Origin of the sequence: Salinibacterium sp. SWN248, from assembly GCF_015864575.1 — a bacterium.
GTDB lineage: Bacteria > Actinomycetota > Actinomycetes > Actinomycetales > Microbacteriaceae > Rhodoglobus.
This window is the reverse complement of record NZ_JADYWW010000001.1, coordinates 1,326,332-1,347,003: the sequence shown is the minus strand read 5'-3', so window position 1 is coordinate 1,347,003 and position 20,672 is coordinate 1,326,332. Positions and strand designations below refer to the sequence as shown.

Here is a 20,672-nt window from a genome sequence, read left to right as displayed (position 1 = left end):
TTTTCCCAGCAGAACCACCTTGGAATTGACAGAGCCCTGCGTTCAACCCGGACCGTAATTGAGAGAAGCGAAGCCCTTAAGGTGCCGAGTAATCAGGAGAATGTGACCGAGAAATTTGCTGTTAGCGCGAAGAACATCTACAAGGTGTTCGGCCGCCGTCCACAGGAAGCCGTTGAACGGCTTCAGCATGGCGCCACCCGCGATGAGATTACGGACCTGGGAACAGCAGCCGTCATCGATGCGAGCTTCGACGTTCGCCCCGGTGAAATCTTCGTAGTCATGGGCCTTTCCGGATCCGGAAAGTCCACCCTCATCCGCATGCTTAACGGACTGTGGGACACCACATCGGGCAGCGTCACCGTCGGTGGCGACCTGATCACCGGCATTTCCGGTCCCAAGCTTCGCGAGGTTCGCCGCCGTCACATTTCGATGGTGTTCCAACACTTCGCCCTGTTCCCGCACCGCACCGTTCTTGAGAACGCCGCGTACGCCCTTGAAGTTCAGGGAATGCCGAAGGCTGAACGTCTCGCTCGCGCCCAGAAGACCATCGACCTCGTTGGTCTCAAGGGATGGGGCTCCAAGATGCCCTCCGAACTTTCCGGTGGAATGCAGCAGCGCGTCGGCCTGGCCCGCGCCCTCTCTGCCGATACCGACATCCTCCTCATGGACGAGGCATTCAGTGCTCTCGACCCGCTGATTCGTCGCGAAATGCAAGAGCAGCTGCTTGAGCTTCAGACCGAACTCGGCAAAACCATCATCTTCATCACTCACGATCTCAACGAGGCAATGTTCCTCGGAGATCGCATCGCAGTGATGCGTGACGGCCGCATCGTTCAGATCGGCACGCCAGAAGACATCCTCACCGACCCGGCCAACGACTATGTTGCTCAGTTCGTTCAGGATGTTGACCGCTCGCGTGTTCTCACGGCCGCCAGCGTCATGGAGCCCGTCCGTGCGACGGTCTTCGCCAGTGGCGGACCGCGCGCAGCACTGAAGGTCATGCGTGACCTTCAGACCTCAACGGCTTTCGTGATCAGCCGCGACCGCACGCTCCAGGGCGTCGTTCGCGATGCTGACGTCATGAGGCTCGTCCGCAAGGGCGTCAGCGACCTGACAACAATCTTGAGCGACGAATACAACGCGGTGGACGAAAACACCTACCTGTCGGAACTTTTCGTTCCCTCGGTCGAAAGCCCCCTTCCGCTCGCCGTTCTCGACGAGCGTGGCCGCCTGCGCGGTGTCGTACCTCGCGTTACTCTGCTTGCTGCTCTCGGCAACGTCACGACCGACACCGATGAATTTCAAGCCATCGAACCGCCTCTTACCGTCTCGACCTCGGTCATCACCGACGCCCTTGACGCCAGCGATACGAGCTCCGACGCGAAGGAGGACGCACGATGAACGACTTCCTCAGAATTCCCCTCGGCCAGTGGGTCGAAAACGGTATTGACTACATCACTGAAACTTTTGGCGCCTTCTTCGACGTCATTAAGTTCATCATTGCGTCGATCTCCGACGGAATGAACTTCCTCTTCACCTCCCCACCCTTCTGGGTCATCCTGATCATCTTCGCCGTCATTGCTTTTGTGGCTCGCGGTTGGATGTTCTCGGTAGGAAGCATCCTTGGTTTTCTGCTCATTCTCACGCTTGACCAGTGGGAAAACGCGATGGACACCATGGCGCTCGTGCTCGTCGCGGCCTTCCTAGCCATCATTATCAGTGTTCCGTTAGGAATTCTGGCGGCTAAGTACCGAACGGTCTCGACCATCGTGAAGCCGATCTTGGACTTCCTGCAGACGATGCCCGCCTTCGTTTACCTGATTCCTGCGCTCATCCTGTTCCGCATTGGTGACGTTCCCGGAATCGTCGCGACCGTGCTCTTCGCTCTTGCACCCGGTGTTCGCCTCACGGAACTCGGAATTCGCGGTGTGGATAGCGAAGTTGTTGAAGCCGGCCAGGCTTTCGGCGCATCGCCCGGCCGCATCCTTCGACAGATTCAGCTTCCGCTGGCTCTGCCGTCAATCATGGCCGGTATCAACCAGGTCATCATGCTCTCGCTCTCCATGGTCGTTATCGCGTCCATGGTTGGTGCCGGCGGCCTCGGCCAGCCCGTTATCCAGAGCTTGAGCCGAGCGGATGTCGCACTCGGCTTCGAGGCTGGACTGTCTGTAGTTATCTTGGCCATCTTCCTGGACCGCCTCACGGCATCCTTCGGATCGGGCAAGGGCTACTTCCAGTTCATTATCGAGTCCTTCAAGGTTCGTAGCCGTAGCGAAGAATCGGAAGTGGTTGACACCACCGCAGACAGCTCGGCCGCTACGACCGAACCAGCCGAACACACTCCCCCCGTTCGCTAATTTTCGGGCGCCAACCCGCGCTCGTTTCCCGCATGCAGAAAATCCTGTATGCATCGACGTCAACATCGTCGACGCTTTAGCGTTGACAGAAAAGGACGACACAATGAAGAAGCAGACACGTGCTGCAATTGCAATCGGAGCCGCTGCGCTCCTCGGTCTGTCGGCTTGCGCCGCAGGCGGAGACGACACCGCGTCCGGCGACGCTGTTGAGAGCAAGGATCTCAGCATTGCCGTATTCAACGGATGGCCTGAGGGCGAAGCAGTTTCGTACCTCTGGAAGGCAATCCTTGAAGAAAAGGGTTACAACGTAGAGCTCGAATACGCTGACGTTACCCCGATCTTCTCGGGCCTCAGCACCGGTGACTACGACATCGCGCTTGACGGATGGCTCCCCATCACTCACGCAAGCCTGATGGAAGAGTACGGCGACACCATTGAAGACCTCGGCGCATGGAACAGCGAAGCTGGCCTGACCGTTGCAGTCAACTCTGATGCCCCCATCGATTCGCTCGACGAGCTCGCAGCAAACGCTGACGCTTTCGGCAACCGCATCGTTGGTATCGAGCCTGGTGCAGGACTCACTGAAGCAGTCCTGAACAACACCATGCCGACCTACGGCCTCGACGACATGGAACTTCTCACCTCGTCGACCCCCGCCATGCTTGCTGAACTGCAGGCTGCACTCGACAACGGCGAGAACATTGCCGTCACTCTCTGGCGTCCGCACTGGGCCTACGATGCATTCGACATCAAGGACCTTGCTGACCCCGAGGGAACGCTCGGAGACGTTGAAGAAATTCACTCCTTCGCACGCGACACCCTGAGCGACGACATGCCTGAGGTCACCGAGTGGATCTCGAGCTTCAAGATGGACTCCGAGCTGCTTTACTCGCTCGAGAACGTCATGTACAACGAGTACGAAGGAACCGACTTCGAGCCCATCGTTGCTGACTGGATTGCAGCGAACCAGGACTACGTAGACGGCCTCACCAGCTAATACTGTTGTAGCTTTCAGCACTTCGGTGCTGTAACTCACGAAAAGGGGTCGCCTTCGGGCGGCCCCTTTTTGCGTGCGCACGGCAACCATCCGGTGTCACGCTAGGGTCGAATGGTGCCAGCAATTGATAATCCTGTCGTCGTCATCGCTCCCGATTCGTTCAAAGGCAGCCTGAGCGCTGCGGATGCCGCAGCGGCTCTCGAACGTGGAGCCCGCGAAATGCTTCCCGAGTCAGCCACTGTGCTCACGTTCCCCATGGCTGACGGCGGAGAAGGCTCACTCGATGCCGTACTGGCCGCCTGGCTCCAGCCGGCGCTCACGATGACGACGGTGGATGCCATCGGTCGCGAACGCGAAGCCAGCTACGGACTCGACAGCGAAGGTCGCCGGGCGATCATCGAAGCCGCACAGTCCAATGGACTCCCCTACGTCAGCGATGTTCCGCTGCAGGCGCTGCGTGCCGACAGCTACGGCGTCGGCCTCATCGCCGCACGCCTCATCGACAATGGCGCGCGCGACGTGACGCTCTTTCTCGGCGGCTCCGCAACCACCGACGGCGGTACGGGCATCCTCCGCGCGCTCGGTGCGCGATTCCTCGACGCCGAGGGCAACGAACTGGCACCCGGAGGAGGCGCGCTAGCCTCCCTCTCAACGATCGACCTCAGCGGGCTCATCGCCGGCGCACGGGAGACGCAGTGGCGCATCGCCGTCGATGTGACCAACCCGCTGGTGGGAGAACAGGGCGCAGCCCACGTCTTCGGGCCTCAGAAGGGGGCTTCGGCATCCGATGTCGCTGTCTTGGATGCCGGGCTCACCAGACTTGCCGAAGTGCTGGCAGAGACACCGCTGGCTGCCGAACGCGGCTTCTCTGCCGCCGGAATCTGCGCCCTGCCCGGCATGGGAGCCGGCGGCGGTATGGCCACTCCTCTTGTGGCGCTCTTCGGCGCAGAGTTGGTTCCCGGCGCCCAGCTGGTTGCCGATGCGATCGGGTTGAGCGAGGTAATCGCCAGCGCCGACATCATTCTTACCGGCGAGGGCCGCTTCGATTCGCAGTCGCTCGACGGCAAAGTTGTTGACTACCTGCGCGGCGCCAAAGGCCCAAGCGGGTGGCTCGCGGTAATTGCGGGCAGTGTGGGAATGAGCCCGAGCGAAGCGAAGGCTGCTGGCATCGACGTAGCTCTGCCGCTGGGCTCAGGTATCGAGAGCCGCAAAGAACTCTTCCAGCTGGCGGCTCCGCTGCTCGAAGCGCGTGGCGCGCACGCTATCGCCGAATGGTTCGAGCCCACTGACCTCGACGCCGAGTTCAGAGATGAAGAAGGCGACGACGACGCGACGCTCGGCAACTAGCGTCTGACAGCTAGCGCTTGGCACCTAGCGTCTGACAGCTAGCACTTCGGAATTAGCGCGTGCGACTAGCGCCGCTTGGCGAATTGAAGCGGTTCCTCGGCGTAGTCGTTGAATACAGCGCGTTGCGCTTGGCTAATGCGCATGGGCCGTGAGGTTGCAGCATCAACAAGCACCAATGTGGTGGATGCTCGAACAAAAAGTTGTTGAGGCTCTACGCCCACGGGAGTGTAAATCTCGTAGCAAACTTCGAGGCTTGCTCCCCCGACGCGCCCGATCCACATCTGGATGTCGATGGGTTCGCGCATGTACGGGATCGGAAGCAGGTATTCGATTTCTTGACGCGCAATAAGCGTCATGGTGGCGCCGCCTGGACGACCATCGAGCACGGCGGTGAGGGGCGCATCCGCTCCCGCTACTGGCCAGAATGCGTGAATGCGCGCCTCTTCGAGGAGACGAAACACTTCGGCGTTGTTGACGTGTTGGTACGCGTCAACGTCTGACCAGCGCAGCGGGAGCGGGATGTGCAATCTCATGGCTAGTCGCGGGTGAGCTTGCGGTAGGCGCTGCGGTGAGGCTTGGCCGCGTCGGGGCCGAGACGCTCGATCTTGTTCTCTTCATAAGCGTCGAAGTTGCCCTCGAACCAGTGCCAGTAACCGGGATTCGTTTCCGAACCTTCATAGGCGAGGATGTGGGTAGCGATGCGGTCGAGGAACCACCTATCGTGAGTGATCACCACAGCGCAGCCGGGGAACTCGAGGAGCGCGTTTTCGAGGCTTCCGAGAGTCTCGACGTCCAGGTCGTTAGTCGGTTCGTCAAGCAGGAGAAGGTTTCCGCCCTGCTTGAGCGTGAGCGCGAGGTTCAAGCGGTTGCGCTCACCACCGGAGAGCACACCGGCCTTCTTTTGCTGGTCTGGACCCTTGAAGCCGAACTGCGAGACGTACCCGCGCGACGGAATTTCAGTCTTGCCGACCTGGATGTAGTCCTGGCCGTCAGAAACAACTTCCCACAGCGTCTTGTTGGGGTCGATACCGCCACGAGTCTGGTCGACGTACGAGATGTCGACTGTTTCGCCGACCTTCAGGTCTCCAGAGTCGAGCGGCTCAAGCCCCACGATGGTCTTGAACAGCGTGGTCTTACCGACACCGTTCGGGCCAATCACTCCCACAATTCCGTTGCGGGGAAGGGTGAAGCTGAGCCCATCGATCAGGATGCGCTCGTCGAAACCCTTCTTGAGGTTCTTGGCGTCGATGACCTGCGCGCCGAGGCGTGGCCCCATCGGGATGACGATTTCTTCGAAGTCCAACTTTCTGGTCTTCTCCGCTTCGTTCGCCATTTCTTCGTAGCGTGCGAGTCGAGCCTTCGACTTGGTCTGGCGGCCCTTGGAGTTGGAGCGCACCCACTCGAGTTCGCTCGAGAGACGCTTCGCGAGCTTGGCGTCTTTCTTGCCCTGAACCTGGAGACGTTCTTGCTTCTTCTCGAGGTAGGTGGAGTAGTTGCCCTCGTAGGGGTAAAGGTGACCGCGGTCAACTTCAGCAATCCACTCGGCGACGTGGTCGAGGAAGTACCTATCGTGGGTTACGGCCAGTACGGCGCCCGGGTACTTGGAGAGGTGCTGCTCGAGCCAAAGAACACTTTCGGCATCGAGGTGGTTAGTGGGCTCATCGAGAAGCAGCAGGTCAGGCTTCTGAAGGAGCAGCTTGGTGAGCGCAACACGGCGCTTCTCTCCGCCGGAGAGTTTGTTGACGGGCCAGTCTCCTGGCGGGGTGCGCAAGGCATCCATTGCTTGTTCAAGCTGGGAGTCGAGGTCCCACGCATCAGCAGCGTCGATGTCTTCCTGAAGCGAACCCATTTCAGCCATGAGCGCGTCAAAGTCGGCGTCTGGCTCAGCCATTTCGAGGCCAATGGCCGCGTGACGGTCAACCTTGGCCTTGATCGGTCCAACGCCTTCTTGCACGTTTTCGAGAACCGTTTTGGTTTCGTCGAGTTCGGGCTCCTGCATGAGAATGCCGACGGAATACCCAGGGCTCAGGCGGGCTTCACCGTTGCTGGGGATGTCGAGGCCCGCCATGATCTTGAGGATTGTGGACTTACCGGCACCGTTAGGGCCGACCACACCAATCTTCGCGCCGGGATAGAACGACATTGTGACGTCGTCAAGGATGAGCTTGTCGCCGACCGCTTTTCGCGCGCGCACCATGGAATAAATGAATTCGGCCATGTGACCATTCTACGGAGCGCTGAGCGTGAGTCGAACCCGATTAGGGACTACCAGTCGATTGCGCGCGTCTTTCCGACAAGACAGCCACCGGTGCCCAAAAGCGGTTCGATGGATGAGACGTAGTTATCGGGAGCAAACTGGCCAAGCAGGCACTCTCCCTTGATGCGCACGGAGACCACGATGGAGTCTGTGGCGAGGCCGATTGCAGTGGTGTCTGCAGTAACTTCCATGTCTTGCTTCTCGAAACCGTTTTCGATGAGGTTGTCGACGATGCTGCGGCCATCTCCGCGACCGTTCGCTTCGAAGTACTCGGTGTTGATCTGGTCGAAGAATCGACGATTAGCGACGGCATTCTCGCCGGGGCGCAGCATGGGGGCAGTCTCGCTGGCTTCGGGAGCCGGCGTCGTTGATGTTGTGGGGGTTGCTGTCGGTTCGGGCGTCTCCGCTACGCAACCGCTGAGCGCGACTGCTGCCGCCAAGGTAAGGGCAAGAACTGCACCGAGTCGGCGAGTGGGTCGTACGCGCATTGCATTCCCTTCATCGGCCACGAGACTTCAGGGCCGCATCAAGTCTAGATTGCTTGCGCGCACGATCCGCTCAGAAGGGTTTGACTGCGCTGCTTCCCGCTGCAACGAGCTTGCCTTCTTCAGCGGCGTCAGCGTCAGCGTCAGCGTCAGCGTCAGCTGCGGGGAACGTATCGTCGCTCTCGGTCTGGTGACTCGCTGAGCTCACGCTGGAGATGGTTCGAGAAAACTGAGCAGTGCCCCACATGAGATCGTGACCGAGCGAGTCTGCTTCAATCTCAATGTTGGTGCCGCTGCGGTCAGCGTTCTCCCATTCGCGAATCTTCAGCCGCCCGCTGAGCACGACGCGATCGCCCTTACCGATCGACGTAGCGCTGTTGATCGCGAGCTGGCGAAACGAGGTGATCGTGTACCAGTTGGTTTCGCCGTCGATCCACCGCTGATTGCTGCGGTCAAACCGACGCTGCGTAGATGCGAGCCGGAATGATGTAATCGGCAGGCCCTCGCTCGTGACGATGTGCCGTGGGGTCGTCGCGACGAGCCCCGAAACGGTAATGGTGTCTGACATATCTGCTCCTTGGTCTGGGCCACGAAGCGAACAACGCGGCCGATGTGGGAGACAGATGCGGGCCGACACTCGTGCCGGGAAGCCGACCCGGCATCCGTCTGACACCAGTGTTCGTCAGCACGCCAAAGCGAGCGAGGTGCGTGAAAGCATCTGTGGATGCCGGACACACCGCGCCCGCTATCAGGAGAAGTGGTCGGTCAGCCTAGTGCTCGCGGAACTCAGGCCACGCCGTGCCGGGAAGCAGGTTTGCGTGCAGGGCAGCCTTCGCGGCATCCAGAGTCGGATACACCGCTCGATAGTCTTCGTCTTTCAATAACTTGAAGGTGAACCCGTCTGTTACCCGGTGCACCGAGCCAACTGCTCCCGCCTGCGTGAATGCCACCCAGGTTTGTCCGGTCAGAGTGTGGTTTGTCATTTCCGAACCTCCTTCGAATTAGTAAGAAAGCGACGCCAGTGTCGTTCGTTAACGACCGTACGCCGCCTCGCGACGAAGATAAAGACCTTCGTGCGAGACGGCGCACAGATTGTGTCGCTGCCGAGTACTACTTGATGTAGCTCGAGAACGATGAACGAATTTTGTTGACCTTGGGCAACGCAACCGCCATGCAATACCCCTGGCCGGGGTTCTGCGCGAAGAAGTCCTGGTGATACGACTCAGCGTTGTAGTAGGTGTCGAGAGGCTCGATCGTGGTGACAATGCCGCCATCCCAATACTCGGATGCGCGGTCACGGGCCGCCTCGAAGAGCGCCTTCTGTTCGTCATCCTCATAAAACATCGCCGAACGGTACGACGAACCAACATCGTTGCCCTGACGGTTCAACTGGCGCGGGTCGTGGAGGGTGAAGTACACGTCGAGAATTACTTCGTCGGGGATGACCTCAGGGTCAAAGGTAACCGCAACCGCTTCCGCGTGGCCCGTGGTCTCAGTGCAAACCAGCTCATAGCTGGGGTTGGGCACTGTGCCGCCGGTGTATCCAGAGACTACGTCGGTGACGCCGTTAAGGGTGCGGTAGACCGCGTCGAGGCACCAGAAACAGCCGCCTGCGAGATGAAATGTGTGCATAAGTTGAGCCTACTTTCTTGGGCTGGATGTCTCATACAACGCACACCTCGCGTGCTGTGTTCCCTCAGTCGCTGGGCATATGCTGAACGAATGCCTTACGAAGCCTCCCCCACTAGATATGACACCACCGAATATCACCGCGTAGGCCGCAGTGGCCTCACACTTCCCGCGATCTCGTTGGGATTGTGGAACAACTTCGGCGATGACCGCCCCCGCGCAACGCAACGAGCGATCCTGCGCCGCGCGTTCGACCTCGGCATAACCCACTTCGATCTGGCCAACAACTACGGCCCTGAAATCGGCGCCGCCGAGCGCAACTTTGGCGAGATTTTCGCCGACGATTTCGTCCCCTACCGCGACGAAATGATCGTCTCGACGAAGGCCGGCTTCGACATGGGCCCGGGCCCGTACCAAGACTTCGGTTCGCGCAAGTACTTGATCTCCTCGCTCGACGCCAGCCTCGCCCGCATGGGCCTCGACTACGTCGACATTTATTACCACCACCGCCCCGACCCCGAGACTCCCATCGAAGAAACCATGGGCGCCCTCGCGACGGCCGTGAACTCGGGCAAGGCGCTCTACGTCGGCGTCTCTAGCTACACCCCCGAACAGACCCTCGCCGCGCAAGAAGCACTCGCCGAATACGGCATTCCGCTCACGATTCACCAGCCCCGCTACAACATGTTTGATCGGCACATCGAAGACGGGCTGTTCCCCGTACTCGACCAGATCGGCGCCGGCAGCATCGTGTTCTCGCCGCTTGCTCAGGGGCTACTCACCGACCGCTACATGGACGGCACGATCCCCGAAGGTTCTCGCGCCGCTGAAGGTCGCTGGCTTCAACCCGGAGCCCTTAGCGACACGTACCTGCAGCGTGTTCGCGCCCTCAACGAGATCGCTCATAACCGCGGACAAAGCCTTGCTCAGCTCGCGCTGACGTGGGTGCTGCGGCATCCGCAGATCACTTCAGCTCTCGTCGGAGCCAGCAGCGTCTCGCAATTGGAGAACAACTTTGCCGCCCTCGAAGGCCCAGCATTGACGGATGCCGAACTTGCCGCCATCGAGCCGCTCGCGGTCGACGGTACAGCTTTGCGCTAACCCAACCTCGTCATTGAGGTGCTCCTAACGGACAAATGTCAGCGTTCGAACATATATTCGAATTACACACATTCGCGTTCGATATTTGTCAGGAGCACCCATGACCACCACTCTCGATTTCGCTGGCCCTACGCGCTCGATTCGCTCAAGCGTTGTGACTATTCAACTCAACGACGATCTGTGGCGCATCACCCGCCAAGATGGCGAAGTGTTGGGCTACGTTCACCGCTGGCAATCTGCGGCAGGATTCCGCTTTCAAGCCAAGCGAATGCTGCAACGCCAGCGTCGCTTCTTGCCCCTCGGCGATTTCTGGACCATCGACGATGCGCTCGATATCTTCCGGTTTTGATGTGACGCGCCTGTCGCTATCGGGTCACGTGCGCTAGCCGGGTTACAGTGCCAACATGATTCTTGAGTGGTGGAACGACATCGTCGACTGGTTCAACTCCGATGCAGGCTGGACGTTTGTTACGAACGCTCTAGTGCCCTTCCTCGCGATCGTTGTCGGAGGAATCATTGTCGGGCTTATCGCGCGCTCTTCGCTGCGTCGCCTTATCGGCCACCAAGACCGCCAAGCCAAGGCTGCCGCCGTCGCTGCTCTTATTTCATCGGGCCGTCGCGCTGCTGCCTGGAGCACTCTCTCCGCCGGCGAAAAAGAGCACGTCGACTACCAGGCAAGCGAAGCCGAAGTTCGAGTGCGCCTCCTCCCCCTCAAGGGTGCAAACATCGCCGCCGACTGGGCTTCTCACAAGCTCGCGGCCATGAAGAAGAACTCCGTCAACTACAGCTTCCAGGCCGAACAAGACCTCGCAGAGCTGCAAGACGGCCTCATCGATTGGCAAGCCCGTCCCGGTCGCGCCAAGAAGCTCTTCGCTCAAGACCTCGCCAGCTGGAAATACGAAACCGGCGAAGCCGAAGACGAGCTCGTCGTCAAGCAGCAAGAATGGGCGTCGCGTCAAGCCGCCGAAGGCAGCTCAACACCGTCTACGGGTTCGTCCACACCGCCGTCTTCCGCTACCGCGTCAGGCTCGGAACCGACTCCGACAGTCGTCATCACTCCCGAGCGCGACTAACAACGTGGACCACCACACGGCCTAGGCGTCAGGTCCCTCAACCGCAATAACACGAGCAGACCACGGACAAAAACTGTCTGAGGTCAGAATCTCATCCTCGACATACTGCGGAATACCATCGCACGCCTCGGTCGTGATGTTGGTGAACTCAAGCGTGGCAGGGTCGATGTGCCACGACCACGGCATGTTTACCGACGACGGTTCCCGCACGACGACTCCCTGAGGCACCGCGGCCAGGTTCTCCCCCGCCAGCAGTGCCTGAGCATGCTCAACGAGTTCCGGGGTCACAAGCTCGATCGTGAACTGACCACCACTGGGGACCTCGAAAACTGCGACCGTCGGCTCCGGCCCTGCGATGCACCCCGAGACGGTGATTAGCGCCACACCAGCTACCGCGGCCGCCAGGAGAGCCCGCCTACGGTTCACGCCGGAGCCTCAGTCATCCTCGGCGAGCGCATCGTAATCAAAACGGGCGACCTCATAGCTTCGCGTCAGCAACTCCTCGAGAACCGCAAGATCGACATCCGCCAACTTCTTGACATAAAGACAGCCCACCGCCAGTTCATGGGTTCCCAGTCGCTCAAGCAGCTCCGGGAACTCCCGAAAATTGCGAGCCGTGTACAGCGAGATTGTGGCCTTGCGCGGAGAAAAACCAATCGTGGCCGTATCTCCCTCACGACCGGTGGCATACCGATAGTGACTAGAGCCGAACCCAATGATGGATGTGCCCCACATCACTGCAGGCTGGCCAGAGACACGGCCAAAGATATCCAGAAGAGTCTGCGCCTCATCCCGCCGCCGTTCGGTCGGCACGGAGTCGATGAACTCGGCAACGGTGACCGTGGTGGGGGCCGTTTTGTTCGGTGTGTTCACGTCAGGACCATCCCCTTCGATGCGGTGCCCTCGGCAGGATTCGAACCTGCGGCCAAGAGATTAGAAGGCTCCTGCTCTATCCCCTGAGCTACGAGGGCGGGGTATACGCGTTAAACGATAGCGCGTTAGTCGCTAGATGGCTTTCGCGAGCGCCACCAGCATCTGGTTGAGCGTTGGCGCACCCTGAGCGCGAAAAATTTCTTCGCCCTGCGCAGACACAATCACGATGGTGGGCGTAGAGGTGATGCCAGCCTGCTCGGCTCGCTCTGCCTCACGCGCGACATCCAATTCTGCATAGGTCACCGCCGGCACGAGGCGCGCCACCTCGTCGAGGGTTCGGCGCGCCGTCGCACACGGGTCACAAAAGGCAGACGAAAAGAACAGCACCGTTGGCTGTTCAGAGATGCTGTTGTTAGAGGTCGTTTCGTTCGTCAAGGTCTTCCAGAGGGTCGCTATCGGCCTGATCCCACGTATATGTCACGTGGACTTTGTCGCCGACCTGCTTCGCTACCGGAGATTCGTAACGCAATTGCGTTTCGGAACCTACAGCGTCTGCAGCGATCAGCGTCACATAATCATCCCATCCCTCCTCGGTCGCAATACGCGTATCGTTCTGGCCGTTGTACGGGCCGCCGACAAAAAACACGATGTACTCGTCGCCGTGCGCGAGAGTGGGGGTTGATTCGCTCATGACCACAGGTTTACCAGACAAGAGTGGACGAACGCTGGTGACATTTCAGGAGCGGTAGAATCGGGTCATGGCATCACACGCTGATTATCTGGTTTGGATCGACTGCGAGATGACGGGATTGGATGTCGAAATCGACGAACTCGTCGAAGTTGCGGTGGTGATCACCGACTACGACCTCGTTCCCGTCGATGAGGGTATGACGATTGTCATCAAGCCCAGTGAGGCTGCTCTCGAAAATATGGGCGAGTTCGTCACCGCCATGCACACCTCGAGCGGACTCATCGAAGAGATGCCCAACGGGGTTTCTCTTGCTGACGCCGAGTTCGCCGTGAACGAGTACATCGTGCGCTACGTGCCCAACGCCCGCACCGCCCCGATGGCCGGCAACACCATTGGCACCGACCGCACCTTCTTGGCCAAGTACATGCCACGCGTCGACACTCACCTGCATTACCGCAGCGTCGATGTGTCGTCGATCAAAGAGCTCTCGAAGCGTTGGTTCCCGCGCGTGTACTTCAACGCCCCAGACAAAAACGGAGGACATCGGGCTCTTGCCGACATTCTCGAATCGATTCGTGAGCTCGATTACTACCGCAAAGCGGTCTTTGTGGGCGAGCCAGGACCGACGACAGAACAGGTTCAAGCAATTTCTGCTGACGTAGTGGCTGGATTCGCTCCGCGGTTGTAATACACTTATACAGTTGCTTATCGCCGCAGGGCGAAAAACAACCTTGGTGGGCGTAGCTCAGTTGGTAGAGCGCTGGCTTGTGGAGCCGGAAGTCGCGGGTTCGAGCCCCGTCGTTCACCCCAAGATAATGAGGCCCAACCCCTCGAGACGAGCACGATGTCTCGCGAGGGGTTGGGCCTCATTTTTGTTTTTACCGGCGCCCTGCAGCGAGCGACCTATGAATCATCGACCGCCCGGTCGCGTGCCTTCTTGAGCACCGCCTTGCCCTGCCGTGGTTTCTTGCACTTCACCGGACGAGTAGGCAAGTATCGCTTCCGTTTCGGATTCCAGCACTGCGCCGTCGATGAGATCAGCTGCCTCGTCAGCAAGCGTTTCGGAGCGCGACTCCACGATGCTGGCAAATTGCCCGCTCTCGAAAATCTCCTCCTGCAACTCGTCGAGCGCATCCTCGTACATCGCAGCAAACTCCGGAGTTTCTGTGAACCGTGTTGTCAGAATGTTGTTGCCTTGCTGAGACTGTCCACCGCCTGCGGCATCCCCGCCGCCTTCGGCAGGCAAGCCTCCGGGAGCAGCACCCTCAGCGGCGCCGCCCGGACGCTCACCTTCGGGAAGCTCACCTTCAGGTGCTGCGCCGCCCGCGGTAGCGCCGCCGGCTTCGTTTACCGTGCCGAACGCCAAGTTATGGTCCCAGGCGAGGACTGACATGAGTCCAGAATCTGGGTCGTAATACAGGTACGAGTTGTTGCCAGGCCCATCAATGTCGTCAAAGTTGTCAATGAGATCTTCAACCGCGAGATAGCGCGCGAAGGATTCCACGTCGAGAACGTCGGAAAGTTGATCGACAAACTCTTCGTCTGTCGTGTTGTTTACGACATCGAGAAAGTCGACTAGGGGCTCGTAGTCATCATCTCCGGCCTCGCGATCAAACACGTCCGTGTAGAGCTCCGGGTCGTCACCTAACCAGGAGTAATCGCCTTCGCTCTCTGCCTTCCAGAGGATGCCATCATCCGAGGGCAGCAAGCCGGCCTCGTAGTTTCGTTCTATCCATGATTGGTTCGGCACCGCGACAGTGAGAAGCAGAGTCTCTTCGCTTCCGTTCACGGAGAACCGTGTCGCAACTGATTCTTCGCTCGCCAACCCAGCCGCGCTCAACGTCTCAAGAGCAACAGCCTCGTTCAGTGAGGTCTCAGTGTTGTTGGAGCGCACCACAACATCGGTGACTCCCTCGATGCTTTGTCCGTCAACATACTTGTCGAGACGAATTCTCCAGGGCAATTCTTCAATGGGAGTGTCCGCGGTTACTCCGCGCAAACTCGAGTTTCCTTTGAGCTTGATTCCCACCTGCTCGTAGGTCGTGCCGTCGATAACCACGGTCGCTTCCAGCCACTCCTTATCGCCGGAATCGAGATACGTCTCGACCATCGCCAGAACCTCGTCGCTATCGACGTCAATTTCGATCGAGTGGACAACAGCAGAGTCGAAAAACGAGTCCGCTTCAGTCGTGAGACTCACGTTCACAAAGTCGGTGGTCCCTGTACTTCCTGCCGTGTCAGTCGAACCCACGGAGCAGCTCGCGAGTGTAAGAGTGAGAACGACGGTAGTGCTGACTACGCCCCATAACTTTTTTCTTTGCATGAGTGCGACGCTAAAGAAAGTTTCTATCGGTTTGCTAAGACCACAACGGGAGTTTCACCGGAGAGCGCACTGTCATTTCTCCCAGCAGAAGCTGGCAAGCTGGGTTTATGGAGAATCTCGATGCCCAACAGTTCGAGACGCTCGTTGTCGAAGGTCTTGATGCACTTTCTGACGAGATCGTTGAGAGGCTTGAGAACGTCGTATTTGTGACCGAAGATCGCCCCGACGATGGGTCGCTCTCGGTGCTCGGCCTGTACGACGGTGTTGCCCTCACCGAGCGCGGTCAGTACGGCTTTGGCGAATTGCCCGACCGCATCGTCCTGTTTCGGGAACCACTGCTGGCCGTGAGCGAGTCGCTCGACGAGCTGAAAGAACAGATTCACATCACTCTCGTGCACGAAATCGCCCACTATTACGGCATCAATGACGAGCAATTGCATGAACTCGGCTGGGCCTAGCGGTCGGTGAGCCGACATCCGGTCCTGACCGCGTAGGATTTCGTGAGTGTCACGAACCTCAGGAGGATTGATGATTTCGAGCAAGCGCGCGAGTGCGTTGTTGATGGCCCCCGCCGCACTGCTGGTGCTGTCTGGTTGCGCACTGATCGAACCCGCCGATACCAGCGAGCCGCCTACGGCCATGGAATTGTGCGCGATGGGTCACACGTGGACGCTCGACACTGCTGATCTCGCTGAAAAGCTTCTGGCAGAACTACCCGCTGAAGACGTTCCGGCGAAGGCTGTTGAACCTAGCGGCGGACAAACTCTCACGTGGGAGAGCACTGGTGCTCTCACGATCGAGTCAGACCTCGTGTTCACAATTAGCGCTGAGCCCAAGACAGATCAAGTCATGACGATCACCCAGTCCTACACGGGAACCGTCGTCGGCAAGGCCCTCATCAACGTGGATGTCGCGATCCCCCGCGACTGGGACATCTCCGATTACACGGTCGATACCACGGCAGTGCTCGCCGATGAGCCTGTCGAAGAGTTGAAGTACACGATTCCCCGCAGCGACTTCGATGACATGCTCGGGCTAGTGCTCACCTGCGAAGGGGACGTGATGACGGTCAACCCGCGCGGAACCGACCTCATTCAGGTGTGGAACAAGTCCAACTAACGCCCAGCGAACCAGCGTGAGATATCGACACCGTCGAGCGTCTCATCCGCCAGTTCACGGGGGTTCTCGCGCGCCATAAAGCGGAGCTCGTGGCGTGCCCACCGCTCCCAATGTGGGGCGTAGGTGTCTCCGTCGCGGTCGAGGGCCCGCTTCTTGCGTGAGGCGTCGTCGAGCTCGACCCAAATGCTGTGGTCGACGAGAGGGGCGGATGCGCGGCTCAGGGCACCGATTCCCTCGAGCACGAGGGGGCGATCGCCGTCGAGCTCGTGCCAAGGCCCCGGCTCGTTGGTGAGCCAGTTCCATTCTTGCCACCGCAACTCGGTGAGGATGCGCGGAACGAGGGCGCTAGCGGCATCCAAGCCATCCCAGCCGGGATAAAAGTCGTCGAGTTTCACTAGCTGAACCTCTGGCCAGGCTGCGGCCATGGCGCGGCCAAGTTCGGTCTTGCCCGAACCAGAGCGACCGTCGATAAGACACCGCCAGCGCGGAGCAGGCGGCTGCGCGCTAGCCAACAATGAGATTCCAACTTCCCGTGAGCACGGCAACGACTGTAGCGGTAATGCCGATCAGCAGACCCACGAGCAGCGTGAGCCATTCAGCCCGCCCCCACGGCGACTCCCGGGCCCACGTGCGGGTCGTATCGCCGCCGAAACCGCGCGCTTCCATCGCAATAGACAGTTTGCTGCCTCGACGGATCGAGAGCACAAGTAACGCAAAACCCTGACCGGCGATACGGCGGAGGCGACCACGGTCTGCCACGCCACGAGCGCGACGGGCTAGTTCGAGAGAGCGCCAATCCTCGAGAAAGAGCCCGACCATGCGCACGGCTGCTAACGCGCCAACAACGAAGCGGTCGGGCAGTCGAAGTCGCTGAGCGAGGCCATCAGCGAAGTCGGTGGGGTCGATCGAGATGAACAACACGACGGCGGGCAGGCCGATCGCGAGCACCCGCAAGAAGGTCGCGAGGGCGAGCTCGATCGAACCATCACTGATTCTGATCAACAAGAATTCGAAGTACACGGTGCCGTCATAGCGGCCATACAGCAGGATCGTGAGAGCGGTCAGCGGCGCCGCCACCCACACCGGCAAAGTGCGCAGCCAGAATCGTTTCGGCTCAATCCCGAAGAACGCGATGATGGCAAGCTCGAGCACGAGCGCGGTCGTGGCCGACACCCAGTCGATCGTGGCGAGCAAGAACAGGCTCACGAGGAGCCCTGCTCCTAGTTTGGCCACGGGATTCACCGACGCGATAGGGATCATTCGAGCACGACCGTTGAGTCGGCGAGTGCATCGACGAAATCGAGATCGTGGCTGACGGCGATTACGCTGCTTCCGTCATCCACGAGTCGTGCCAGCAGGGCGAGCAATTCGCTCCAGGTGCGCGAATCTTGCCCAAACGTAGGTTCATCGAGCACGAGCACCTGCGGGCGCGTAGCGAGGGCTGTAGCGACGCTCAGGCGACGTTTCTCGCCGCCCGAGAGAGTGAACGGGTTGGCGTCGGCTAGCCGGTCAAGGCGCAACCGGGTGAGCAACTCGTCGACGCGAGCATCCACTTCGCTCTCGGGGAGCTTCAATGCCCGCGGGCCCACTTCGAGTTCTGCGCGCACTGTGCTCGTCAGCAATTGGTGCTCGGGATCTTGAAACACGGTGCCGATACGGGTGAGCAGTTCACGCGACTTCCAGCGGATCGGATGCTCGCCCGCTCCATTCGCGAGCGCCGGGCTCGCCACGACAGCACCACTGACGGACGACAAAAGCCCGCCAAGGGTGAGCGCGAGCGTTGACTTGCCTGCGCCATTGGGGCCGGTGATTGCCAGAGCGTGGCTGCTCATGATCTGGAGGTCGAGCGGAGCCCCCAGGGCTTCTTTGCCGCGACCCACGGTCAACTGCTGAGCGCTGAGGAGCGCGTGTTGCGGGCCCCGCACTGCCCGCACCGGGCGCGGTGGCGGAAACTGCGGGATCCAGACTCCCCGAGCGGCGAGCTCTTTACCCTGCCGCGCGAGAACGTCGGCGGGTGCGCCATCGGCGATGACTCCCCCTCCGGCGGCGAGCACCACGATGCGATCAACAACATCGCTCCACACCGAGACGCGGTGTTCGACAACCACAATCGTGGCGCCGGTTGCCTCGGCGACGCGGATGACGGCATCCCGAACCTCGGTCACCCCCGCGGGGTCGAGATTGGCGGTTGGTTCGTCGAGCACGATCAAACCGGGTCGCATGGCCAGCACCCCGGCGAGCGCGAGCCGCTGCTTCTGACCGCCCGAGAGCGCACTGGTGTTGCGGTCGAGAGCAACCTCGAGGCCGACGGAGGCGAGACTGTCACGCACACGAATCCAGATTTCGTCGCGCGGAACACCCAAGTTTTCACAACCGAACGCAACGTCGTCTCCGACGCGCTCCAAGATCACCTGGCTGTCGGGGTCTTGAATCACGAGACCGGTGCGCCCACGATGGGCGGCCGGATGCTCGCCCGCAACGAGCAGGGAACCTTCTGTTTCGCCTTCGTCGTCGCCGACTACCCCGGCGAGGGCATGCAGAAACGTTGACTTTCCCGCCCCGGACTCGCCGAGGAGTAACACGCGTTCGCCCGGTTCAATACGCAGATCGAGACCGCGTACCGCCCAAGCGAGCCTGCTGGAATGGCGCCACCCCCATCCTGCGACGGTGACGCCAACAGGCGTGGTGGGGCTCAGACCCGTTTCGCAATCTCGCGGCCAGCACCAAAGCGGTTGAGCGCTCCGGTTGCGGCAATACCGCGTGTCGCGAGCCACGACAGGAGGCCAGCAATGAGCATCCCGCCGACGATGGCGGCGATCGTGTAGATGATGATGAAGGGAAGCGCTGATCCCGGGTACCAGAGCAGCAAGTCAGTAATAGCCATCGCGAGGCCGGCACCGGCGCCCGCAAGAATCGCACCGCTGACGCGCCAGTTGGCGTAGAGGAAGGCAGCGAAGACGATCTCGGCACCAATGCCCTGTGTGAAGCCGCTCACGAGCGTGAGTACACCCCACTGGTTACCGATAAGGGCCGACACGGAGGCGGCGACCATCTCTCCGTAAATCGCGGCACCCGGCTTGCGGATGACGAGTGCGGTGAGCACGCCGGCGAAGAGCCAGAAACCACCGCCAACGGCCTGCAGGCCAGGAAGGAGCGCCGCGAAGGGAGCGAGAGCCGGCGTGGAGGCGACATTCCAGACGACGAAGATCAAACCGCTTGCGACGCCAATAACGCTCGCCACGACGATGTCGATCACCCGCCACTGAAAACGCGATCCGGGCTTCGTCGGGGTGGACGTGGATGAGGATGGTGCTGTTGTGGTCACTTTCGTGCCTTTCACTAGTGAATGGCACGGGTTTCAAGAGTGTCTGCTCCCTGCGCTGGCATGATCCAGATCAGGTTCGACGGTCGAAGCTTGGAGAAGCTCCCTCTCAGCCCGGCTCACCGGACTCCCGTGTTCGCCACCCAGTCTAATCATCAATAGGCTCGGCGTATGGACTTCCGCATCTTCACTGAACCTCAGAACGGCGCCAGCTACACCAATCAGCTTCTTCTCGCGCAAGCCGCAGAGAAGCTCGGTTTCAACGGCTACTTCCGTTCTGACCACTACGTGACGATGGATGACCGCAACGGCGGGCTGCCTGGTCCAACGGACTCCTGGACGACTCTTGCAGGGCTGGCGCGCGAAACCTCGACGATTCGTTTGGGCACGCTCGTCTCCTCGGCGACCTTTCGGCATCCGGGAATCTTGGCCGTTCAGGTGGCTCAGGTCGACGACATGTCGGGCGGCCGCGTGGAGCTGGGGCTCGGCACCGGCTGGTTCGAGCGCGAACATGCTGCGTACGGCATCCCGTTCCCGGCGAAGCGATTCGGGATGCTCGAGGAGCAGCTCGACGTGATCACCGGCATCTGGGCAACGGAGCCCGGAAAGACCTTCTCGTATGAGGGCAAGCACTACCAGCTGAGCCAGTCGCCCGCGCTGCCGAAGCCCGTGCAGAACCCATTGCCGATCATCATCGGCGGCAGTGGTCCAAGCCGTACGCCGGCGCTCACCGCTCAGTTTGCCGCCGAATACAACGCGGGCTTTGCAACCATCGCACCGCTGAAGGAGCGCATCAACCGCGTGCGTGCCGCGTGCGAGCACTTCGACCGCGACCCCGCCACGCTCGTGCTTTCCATTGCCGGCACGACCGCTGTCGGCGCCACCGAAGCTCAGGTCGAGACGCGCGCTACCGCAGCCAACGCAACTCCCGCCGACCTGCGTCTTGGCGGCTTCGCGGGAACTGCCAGCGAAGTCGTCGACAAAATTTCAGAGCTGCAGGCACTCGGGTTCACACGCGTGTACTTCCAAATCATGGACTTCCACGATCTCGACCAGCTCGACTTCCTCGCCCGCGAAGTGATTCCCCAGCTCGACTGA

At 60.3% G+C, this 20,672-nt stretch carries 26 protein-coding genes, 2 tRNA genes and 1 riboswitch; of the genes, 12 read left to right on the top strand and 16 right to left on the bottom strand.

What is annotated here, in order from left to right:
• Positions 1-102 precede the first annotated feature (102 nt).
• The 4 genes from I6E73_RS06470 to I6E73_RS06455 all read left to right on the top strand — a co-directional run bounded on the left by I6E73_RS06470 (position 103) and on the right by I6E73_RS06455 (position 4,701).
• Positions 103-1,401, top strand: a complete 1,299-nt coding sequence (locus I6E73_RS06470) for a glycine betaine/L-proline ABC transporter ATP-binding protein (protein WP_197123989.1) — start codon at positions 103-105, stop codon at positions 1,399-1,401.
• Positions 1,398-2,357: a proline/glycine betaine ABC transporter permease gene (locus I6E73_RS06465; protein ID WP_197105979.1), complete on the top strand. Its 960-nt coding sequence runs from the start codon at positions 1,398-1,400 to the stop codon at positions 2,355-2,357. The genes I6E73_RS06470 and I6E73_RS06465 overlap by 4 nt, the downstream gene beginning before the upstream one ends.
• Before the next feature lie 103 nt (positions 2,358-2,460).
• Complete coding sequence (locus I6E73_RS06460) at positions 2,461-3,354, top strand: glycine betaine ABC transporter substrate-binding protein (RefSeq protein ID WP_197105980.1); 894 nt, start codon at positions 2,461-2,463, stop codon at positions 3,352-3,354.
• A 111-nt stretch (positions 3,355-3,465) separates the two neighbouring features.
• Entirely contained in the window at positions 3,466-4,701 is a 1,236-nt protein-coding gene (locus I6E73_RS06455) for a glycerate kinase (protein WP_197123987.1), read from the top strand.
• 65 nt (positions 4,702-4,766) lie between these two features.
• On the opposite strand, the gene I6E73_RS06450 is transcribed toward I6E73_RS06455, so the two are convergent.
• The 6 genes from I6E73_RS06450 to msrA form a co-directional block, all read right to left on the bottom strand.
• Positions 4,767-5,234: a thioesterase family protein gene (locus I6E73_RS06450; protein ID WP_197105982.1), complete on the bottom strand. Its 468-nt coding sequence runs from the start codon at positions 5,232-5,234 to the stop codon at positions 4,767-4,769.
• A gap of 2 nt (positions 5,235-5,236) precedes the next feature.
• Positions 5,237-6,919 (bottom strand): energy-dependent translational throttle protein EttA, encoded by a 1,683-nt coding sequence (gene ettA / locus I6E73_RS06445; RefSeq protein ID WP_197105983.1) that lies wholly within the window; start codon positions 6,917-6,919, stop codon positions 5,237-5,239.
• A gap of 47 nt (positions 6,920-6,966) precedes the next feature.
• Complete coding sequence (locus I6E73_RS06440) at positions 6,967-7,446, bottom strand: hypothetical protein (protein WP_197123985.1); 480 nt, start codon at positions 7,444-7,446, stop codon at positions 6,967-6,969.
• A 70-nt stretch (positions 7,447-7,516) separates the two neighbouring features.
• The gene (locus I6E73_RS06435; protein WP_231600579.1) at positions 7,517-8,011 is read right to left on the bottom strand and encodes a single-stranded DNA-binding protein; all 495 of its coding nucleotides are present in this window, start codon (positions 8,009-8,011) and stop codon (positions 7,517-7,519) included.
• 202 nt (positions 8,012-8,213) lie between these two features.
• Positions 8,214-8,426, bottom strand: coding sequence for a methyltransferase (locus I6E73_RS06430; RefSeq protein WP_197105985.1), 213 nt, complete (start codon positions 8,424-8,426; stop codon positions 8,214-8,216).
• 127 nt (positions 8,427-8,553) lie between these two features.
• A complete protein-coding gene (msrA, locus tag I6E73_RS06425) occupies positions 8,554-9,075 on the bottom strand; it encodes a peptide-methionine (S)-S-oxide reductase MsrA (protein ID WP_197123983.1) in 522 nt (173 codons plus the stop codon).
• A gap of 90 nt (positions 9,076-9,165) precedes the next feature.
• Between msrA and I6E73_RS06420 the strand changes: the two genes are divergently transcribed.
• The 3 genes from I6E73_RS06420 to I6E73_RS06410 all read left to right on the top strand — a co-directional run bounded on the left by I6E73_RS06420 (position 9,166) and on the right by I6E73_RS06410 (position 11,246).
• On the top strand, positions 9,166-10,173 hold the full coding sequence (locus tag I6E73_RS06420; RefSeq protein ID WP_197123981.1) for an aldo/keto reductase: 1,008 nt from the start codon (positions 9,166-9,168) through the stop codon (positions 10,171-10,173).
• Positions 10,174-10,273: 100 nt separating this feature from the next.
• The gene (locus I6E73_RS06415; RefSeq protein ID WP_197123979.1) at positions 10,274-10,522 is read left to right on the top strand and encodes a hypothetical protein; all 249 of its coding nucleotides are present in this window, start codon (positions 10,274-10,276) and stop codon (positions 10,520-10,522) included.
• 55 nt (positions 10,523-10,577) lie between these two features.
• Positions 10,578-11,246, top strand: a complete 669-nt coding sequence (locus tag I6E73_RS06410; protein WP_197123977.1) for a hypothetical protein — start codon at positions 10,578-10,580, stop codon at positions 11,244-11,246.
• A gap of 21 nt (positions 11,247-11,267) precedes the next feature.
• Here I6E73_RS06410 and I6E73_RS06405 read toward each other — a convergent pair whose 3' ends face one another.
• The 5 genes from I6E73_RS06405 to I6E73_RS06385 all read right to left on the bottom strand — a co-directional run bounded on the left by I6E73_RS06405 (position 11,268) and on the right by I6E73_RS06385 (position 12,810).
• Positions 11,268-11,672 (bottom strand): hypothetical protein, encoded by a 405-nt coding sequence (locus I6E73_RS06405; RefSeq protein WP_197123975.1) that lies wholly within the window; start codon positions 11,670-11,672, stop codon positions 11,268-11,270.
• 9 nt (positions 11,673-11,681) lie between these two features.
• The gene (locus I6E73_RS06400; protein ID WP_197123972.1) at positions 11,682-12,119 is read right to left on the bottom strand and encodes a DUF1801 domain-containing protein; all 438 of its coding nucleotides are present in this window, start codon (positions 12,117-12,119) and stop codon (positions 11,682-11,684) included.
• Positions 12,120-12,144: 25 nt separating this feature from the next.
• Positions 12,145-12,217: transfer RNA gene (locus I6E73_RS06395), tRNA-Arg, on the bottom strand.
• A gap of 34 nt (positions 12,218-12,251) precedes the next feature.
• Entirely contained in the window at positions 12,252-12,554 is a 303-nt protein-coding gene (locus tag I6E73_RS06390) for a co-chaperone YbbN (RefSeq protein WP_197123970.1), read from the bottom strand.
• On the bottom strand, positions 12,532-12,810 hold the full coding sequence (locus I6E73_RS06385) for an oligoribonuclease (protein WP_197105993.1): 279 nt from the start codon (positions 12,808-12,810) through the stop codon (positions 12,532-12,534). Before I6E73_RS06385 ends, I6E73_RS06390 begins: the two co-directional genes overlap by 23 nt.
• A 67-nt stretch (positions 12,811-12,877) precedes the next feature.
• Here I6E73_RS06385 and orn point away from each other — a divergent pair, with 67 nt between their 5' ends.
• Positions 12,878-13,498 (top strand): oligoribonuclease, encoded by a 621-nt coding sequence (gene orn / locus I6E73_RS06380; RefSeq protein ID WP_197123968.1) that lies wholly within the window; start codon positions 12,878-12,880, stop codon positions 13,496-13,498.
• Positions 13,499-13,544: 46 nt separating this feature from the next.
• A tRNA-His gene (locus tag I6E73_RS06375) sits at positions 13,545-13,620 on the top strand.
• A gap of 100 nt (positions 13,621-13,720) precedes the next feature.
• Here the strand turns inward: I6E73_RS06375 and I6E73_RS06370 are convergent.
• A complete protein-coding gene (locus I6E73_RS06370; RefSeq protein ID WP_307784240.1) occupies positions 13,721-15,010 on the bottom strand; it encodes a CotH kinase family protein in 1,290 nt (429 codons plus the stop codon).
• A gap of 230 nt (positions 15,011-15,240) precedes the next feature.
• Between I6E73_RS06370 and I6E73_RS06365 the strand changes: the two genes are divergently transcribed.
• Positions 15,241-15,591 carry a metallopeptidase family protein gene (locus I6E73_RS06365; protein ID WP_197123957.1) on the top strand — a complete coding sequence of 117 codons (351 nt, stop codon included), beginning with the start codon at positions 15,241-15,243 and terminating at the stop codon, positions 15,589-15,591.
• Between the two features lie 70 nt (positions 15,592-15,661).
• Positions 15,662-16,252, top strand: coding sequence for a hypothetical protein (locus tag I6E73_RS06360; protein WP_197123955.1), 591 nt, complete (start codon positions 15,662-15,664; stop codon positions 16,250-16,252).
• Here the strand turns inward: I6E73_RS06360 and I6E73_RS06355 are convergent.
• Genes I6E73_RS06355 through I6E73_RS06340 form a run of 4 tightly spaced genes read right to left on the bottom strand, consistent with a single transcriptional unit; the run spans position 16,249 to position 19,577 of the window.
• On the bottom strand, positions 16,249-16,764 hold the full coding sequence (locus I6E73_RS06355; protein WP_231599669.1) for an ATP-binding protein: 516 nt from the start codon (positions 16,762-16,764) through the stop codon (positions 16,249-16,251). The two genes, I6E73_RS06360 and I6E73_RS06355, sit on opposite strands and share 4 nt — an antisense overlap.
• Positions 16,757-17,512 (bottom strand): energy-coupling factor transporter transmembrane protein EcfT, encoded by a 756-nt coding sequence (locus I6E73_RS06350; protein WP_197105998.1) that lies wholly within the window; start codon positions 17,510-17,512, stop codon positions 16,757-16,759. The genes I6E73_RS06355 and I6E73_RS06350 overlap by 8 nt, the downstream gene beginning before the upstream one ends.
• Positions 17,509-18,948 carry an ABC transporter ATP-binding protein gene (locus tag I6E73_RS06345; protein ID WP_197125182.1) on the bottom strand — a complete coding sequence of 480 codons (1,440 nt, stop codon included), beginning with the start codon at positions 18,946-18,948 and terminating at the stop codon, positions 17,509-17,511. The genes I6E73_RS06350 and I6E73_RS06345 overlap by 4 nt, the downstream gene beginning before the upstream one ends.
• Positions 18,945-19,577, bottom strand: coding sequence for an ECF transporter S component (locus tag I6E73_RS06340; RefSeq protein WP_197123953.1), 633 nt, complete (start codon positions 19,575-19,577; stop codon positions 18,945-18,947). Before I6E73_RS06340 ends, I6E73_RS06345 begins: the two co-directional genes overlap by 4 nt.
• Before the next feature lie 33 nt (positions 19,578-19,610).
• A riboswitch (TPP riboswitch) is annotated at positions 19,611-19,719 on the bottom strand.
• A 26-nt stretch (positions 19,720-19,745) separates the two neighbouring features.
• On the opposite strand from I6E73_RS06340, the gene I6E73_RS06335 reads away from it, so the two are divergent.
• Positions 19,746-20,672 (top strand): LLM class F420-dependent oxidoreductase, encoded by a 927-nt coding sequence (locus I6E73_RS06335; protein WP_197123951.1) that lies wholly within the window; start codon positions 19,746-19,748, stop codon positions 20,670-20,672.

Bases quoted from the DNA above. Each gene is read 5' to 3' on its own strand.
- I6E73_RS06365 (WP_197123957.1), top strand. From the start codon at position 15,241: ATGGAGAATCTCGATGCCCAACAGTTCGAGACGCTCGTTGTCGAAGGT.
- I6E73_RS06360 (WP_197123955.1), top strand. From the start codon at position 15,662: ATGATTTCGAGCAAGCGCGCGAGTGCGTTGTTGATGGCCCCCGCCGCA.
- msrA (WP_197123983.1), bottom strand. From the start codon at position 9,075: ATGCACACATTTCATCTCGCAGGCGGCTGTTTCTGGTGCCTCGACGCG.
- orn (WP_197123968.1), top strand. From the start codon at position 12,878: ATGGCATCACACGCTGATTATCTGGTTTGGATCGACTGCGAGATGACG.
- I6E73_RS06440 (WP_197123985.1), bottom strand. From the start codon at position 7,446: ATGCGCGTACGACCCACTCGCCGACTCGGTGCAGTTCTTGCCCTTACC.
- I6E73_RS06350 (WP_197105998.1), bottom strand. From the start codon at position 17,512: ATGATCCCTATCGCGTCGGTGAATCCCGTGGCCAAACTAGGAGCAGGG.
- I6E73_RS06415 (WP_197123979.1), top strand. From the start codon at position 10,274: ATGACCACCACTCTCGATTTCGCTGGCCCTACGCGCTCGATTCGCTCA.
- I6E73_RS06335 (WP_197123951.1), top strand. From the start codon at position 19,746: ATGGACTTCCGCATCTTCACTGAACCTCAGAACGGCGCCAGCTACACC.
- ettA (WP_197105983.1), bottom strand. From the start codon at position 6,919: ATGGCCGAATTCATTTATTCCATGGTGCGCGCGCGAAAAGCGGTCGGC.
- I6E73_RS06460 (WP_197105980.1), top strand. From the start codon at position 2,461: ATGAAGAAGCAGACACGTGCTGCAATTGCAATCGGAGCCGCTGCGCTC.
- I6E73_RS06410 (WP_197123977.1), top strand. From the start codon at position 10,578: ATGATTCTTGAGTGGTGGAACGACATCGTCGACTGGTTCAACTCCGAT.
- I6E73_RS06435 (WP_231600579.1), bottom strand. From the start codon at position 8,011: ATGTCAGACACCATTACCGTTTCGGGGCTCGTCGCGACGACCCCACGG.
- I6E73_RS06450 (WP_197105982.1), bottom strand. From the start codon at position 5,234: ATGAGATTGCACATCCCGCTCCCGCTGCGCTGGTCAGACGTTGACGCG.
- I6E73_RS06455 (WP_197123987.1), top strand. From the start codon at position 3,466: ATGGTGCCAGCAATTGATAATCCTGTCGTCGTCATCGCTCCCGATTCG.
- I6E73_RS06385 (WP_197105993.1), bottom strand. From the start codon at position 12,810: ATGAGCGAATCAACCCCCACTCTCGCGCACGGCGACGAGTACATCGTG.
- I6E73_RS06420 (WP_197123981.1), top strand. From the start codon at position 9,166: ATGCCTTACGAAGCCTCCCCCACTAGATATGACACCACCGAATATCAC.
- I6E73_RS06430 (WP_197105985.1), bottom strand. From the start codon at position 8,426: ATGACAAACCACACTCTGACCGGACAAACCTGGGTGGCATTCACGCAG.
- I6E73_RS06465 (WP_197105979.1), top strand. From the start codon at position 1,398: ATGAACGACTTCCTCAGAATTCCCCTCGGCCAGTGGGTCGAAAACGGT.